Source organism: Nonomuraea sp. NPDC001684, from assembly GCF_053596515.1.
This window is the reverse complement of sequence record NZ_JBSFGJ010000665.1, coordinates 1-3687: the sequence shown is the minus strand read 5'-3', so window position 1 is coordinate 3687 and position 3687 is coordinate 1. Positions and strand designations below refer to the sequence as shown.

Sequence of the window (3687 nt, the reverse complement as noted above, 5' to 3'; positions counted from 1 at the left end):
AACGTGCAGTTCCTGACCCGCACCCCGGCCGGGTGCGTGAGCCCGGCGAAGCCGCAGCCCGACAGGTCGAGGCCGGTCAGCGTGAGGCTGGCGGCGTCCACCTGGCGCAGCGAGCTCAGCATCGACAGGCCCTTGCCGGTCACCGAGGCGGGCCCGTGCAGCACGGCGCCCTCCATGTCGGCGCTGGAGTCGGTCAGCCGCACGGTGGCGGCCCCGAAGACCTCGGCCCGCCGCAGGTCCACCCCGCAGCGCGCGACCGTCACGTCGAGCAGGCCGTCGGCGCGGGCGCGCGCGGCCGAGAGCCTGCCGGAGGCCGACAGGTAGGCGTCCCCGGCGAAGTGGGCGTAGTCGAACCCCGCCTGCCCGCGCACCTTGCGGAAGGAGAGCGTCCGGCCGAACCTGGCCCCGCGGAACGTGGCGCCGGTGCCCAGGCGGGCGTCGTCGAAGGTGGCGTACCCGTCGAACCGGGCGCCCTCGCAGGAGAGCCCGTGCTCGAAGACGGCCTGGCCGAACAGCGCGTCGCGGGACATCACGGCCCGGTCGAGCGAGACGTGCCCCCGGACGCGTACGCCGTGGAAGGACAGCTCGCGCGTGAACCTGGCCGCCGCCAGCGACACGTTGCCCTCGAAACGGGCCCCGAAGAAGGAGGCGAGCCGCTCGAACCTGGCTCCGTCGAGCGACACGTCCCCGGCGAACGTCACGCCCGACAGCCTGACGTCGCCGGTGAACCTGGCCCGGTCGAGCCGGGCGCGGCCCGGTCTGCAACTCGTCGCCTCCAGGACCCGCGACAGCAGGTCGCCGTTGACGGTGGTGCCGCGGAGGTCGAGCAGCCTGCCGGGGGACAACCGGGCGAGGACGGCGGGCAGGTCCTCGGCCGGCAGATGCGCCAGGCACAGGCCGGACGGCTGTTGGGCGATTCCGGGGCAGGCAGCAGAAAACGCGCAGGTGACCCAGTCCATGCACTGGTCATACCCGCGTGCCGCCAATGTCAAGGTTCGATGATTTAATGTTCTATCCACTTTTGTGTGGAAATATGCGGTCAATAATCCCTCTAAAGTGCCGGTCATGCGCGTTTTATCCCGAGCAGCACTCGCTGCCCTTGTGGCGGGCGCCCTGACCGCCACCCCGGCCCTCGCCGACACGGCGGCGGCGCCCTGTGACACCCCGGCCGACCGCCGCGTCGCCGAGGTGCAGGGCAGCGGCGACACCGGCCCCCTGACCGGCCAGACCGTACGGGTCGAAGGCATCGTGACCGGCGACTTCCAGCGGACCGACCAGCTCAGCGGCTTCTTCCTCCAGGACCCGCGGCCGGACGCCGACCCCAGGACCTCCGAGGGCCTGTTCGTCTTCGCCCGCGAGTCCGTCAAGGACGTCAAGACCGGCGACCGCGTCCTGGTCACCGGCAAGGCCACCGAGTTCAACGGCTGGACCGAGCTGTCCCCGGTCACCGCCGTGGACGTCTGCGGCACCGGGAGCGTGGCGGCGCAGCCGTACACGCTGCCCCCGGCCGCGGACGGCCTGGAGGCCGTCGAGAACATGCTGCTCACCTTCCCGCAGCCGCTCACCGTGGACGACAACTACAACCTGGGCCGCTTCGGCGAGGTCACGGTGTCGGCGCACGGCCGGCTGTACCAGCCCACCGACCGGCCCGGCGTGGACCCCGCCGCCGACACGCGCCGCTCGCTGCTCATCGACGACGGCTCCAACCGGGAGAACCCGGCGACGCTGCCGCCCGTCACGCGGGCGGGCACCGTGGCCGCCGGCGTCACCGGCGTGCTCGGGTACGGCTTCGGCGAGTACCGCCTCCAGCCCACCCAGCCGATCGCCTACCTGGACGCCAACCCGCGCACGCCGCGCCCCTTCCCGGTGGTGGGCAACGTGAAGGTGGCCTCGTTCAACACCCTCAACTGGTTCACCACCATCGGCTCGCGTGGCGCGAGCAACGCCAACGAGCAGCAGCGGCAGCTCGCCAAGCTGGTGGCCGCCCTGAAGGGCCTGGACGCCGACGCGGTCGCCCTCATGGAGGTCGAGAACAACGGCCAGACCGCGCTGCAGGCGCTCGTGGACGCCGTCAACGCCGAGGTCGGCGCCGGCACGTACGCGGCGCTCAGCCACCCCTACCCCGGCACGGACCTCATCCAGGTCGGCCTGATCTACAAGCCGGGCAAGCTCACCCCGGTCGGCGAGACCAAAGCCTCCCAGGACCCCGTGTTCAGCCGTCCGCCGCTGATCCAGACCTTCCGCAGGAAGGGCGGCGGCCAGCCGTTCACCATGATCGTCAACCACCTCAAGTCCAAGGGCAGCTGCCCGGCCGACGGCCCCGACGCCGACCAGGGCGACGGCCAGAGCTGCTGGAACCCCACCCGCGTCAAGCAGGCGCAGGCGCTGCTCGGCGTCATCGGCGACCAGGACCTGCCCAACCCGCTGGTGCTCGGCGACCTCAACGCCTACGGCGAGGAGGACCCGATCGACACGCTGGAGGCCGGCGGCCTGACCAGCCTCACCAAGCGGTTCGTGCCGCAGGCGCAGCGCTACAGCTACCTGTTCGACGGCCTGGCCGGCGAGCTCGACCACGCCTTCGCCGGCAAGCAGCTGCTCAAGCGGGTGACCAGCACCACGATCTGGCACATCAACTCCGACGAGCCGCGCATCCGCGACTACAACACCGAGTTCAACCCGCCCGGCCTCTACCAGCCGGACGCCTACCGCTCCTCCGACCACGACCCCCTGGTGATCGGCCTGACCCTGCCCGGCGGCCACTGACCCGTGCGGAAGGCGCGGCCCGCGGGCCGCGCCTTCCGGCGTCCCGGATCGCCCGCCGCAGCGGGGTTGCGCGCCCTCAGGGCATGGAATGCTGGTGGGGGGTACGTGGTTGACACGGTTGCAATTTCACCGAGGAGCGAGGAGCCACTTGTGGCGACCATCGAAGTAACAGAGAAGAACTTCAACGACATCGCCGACAAGGGCATCGTGCTGCTCGACTTCTGGGCGACGTGGTGCCCGCCGTGCAAGAAGTTCGGGCCGATCTTCGAAGCGGCCTCCGACAAGCACGACGACATCACCTTCGGCAAGATCGACACCGACGCCGAGCAGGCGCTCGCCCAGGGCTTCGACATCACCTCGATCCCCACGCTGATGGCCATCCGCGACGGCATCGTGGTCTTCGCCCAGGCCGGCGCGATCCCGGCCCCGGCCCTGGAGGACCTCATCCGCCAGGTCCGCGCCCTCGACATGGACGCGATCCGGGCCGAGCTCAGCGAGGAGCTGAAGAACGCCGAGCAGAACTGACCCCGGCGGGCCCCGCCGGCACGGCGGGGCCTTCGCGTCGCCCGGCCCGCGCCAGGGCGGCGGCCAGCGGGAACAGCGCGATCACCACGAGCGTGCCGGGCAGCCCGGCCAGGCGTGACAACGCACCCGCCACGCCCAGCCCGATCCCGCCGCCGACGAAGAACGTCAGGTTCAGCAGGCCCATCGCGCCGCCGCGCCGCTCCACCGGGAAGCTCGCCGACATCCGGGCCGTGATCACCACCTGGGCCAGCGAGAACGCCGGGAACCCGAGCGAGGCGGCCACCACCAGCAGCACCGCGGCCCACCCCGCCGGCCCGCCGTGCCCACCCGGCCCGCCGATGAGCGCTCCGGCGAGGCCCGCCGCGACCAGGCCGAGCGCGAACGCCGCGGCAACCGCGG

The 3687-nt window shown here is 72.0% G+C and carries 3 protein-coding genes and 1 pseudogene; 2 read left to right on the top strand and 2 right to left on the bottom strand.

Annotated features, from left to right (window positions below; genetic code table 11):
• On the bottom strand, positions 1 to 959 hold a 959-nt coding region (locus tag ACWCSD_RS49670), incomplete at its 3' end, for a pentapeptide repeat-containing protein (RefSeq protein WP_449926354.1).
• A 106-nt stretch (positions 960 to 1065) separates the two neighbouring features.
• Between ACWCSD_RS49670 and ACWCSD_RS49665 the strand changes: the two genes are divergently transcribed.
• Entirely contained in the window at positions 1066 to 2763 is a 1698-nt protein-coding gene (locus ACWCSD_RS49665) for an ExeM/NucH family extracellular endonuclease (protein WP_449926352.1), read from the top strand.
• 150 nt (positions 2764 to 2913) lie between these two features.
• On the top strand, positions 2914 to 3288 hold the full coding sequence (locus tag ACWCSD_RS49660; RefSeq protein ID WP_352351738.1) for a thioredoxin family protein: 375 nt from the start codon (positions 2914 to 2916) through the stop codon (positions 3286 to 3288).
• On the opposite strand, the pseudogene ACWCSD_RS49655 reads toward ACWCSD_RS49660, so the two are convergent.
• Positions 3254 to 3687, bottom strand: a pseudogene (locus tag ACWCSD_RS49655) (hypothetical protein); the annotation flags it as partial. The gene ACWCSD_RS49660 and the pseudogene ACWCSD_RS49655 sit on opposite strands and share 35 nt — an antisense overlap.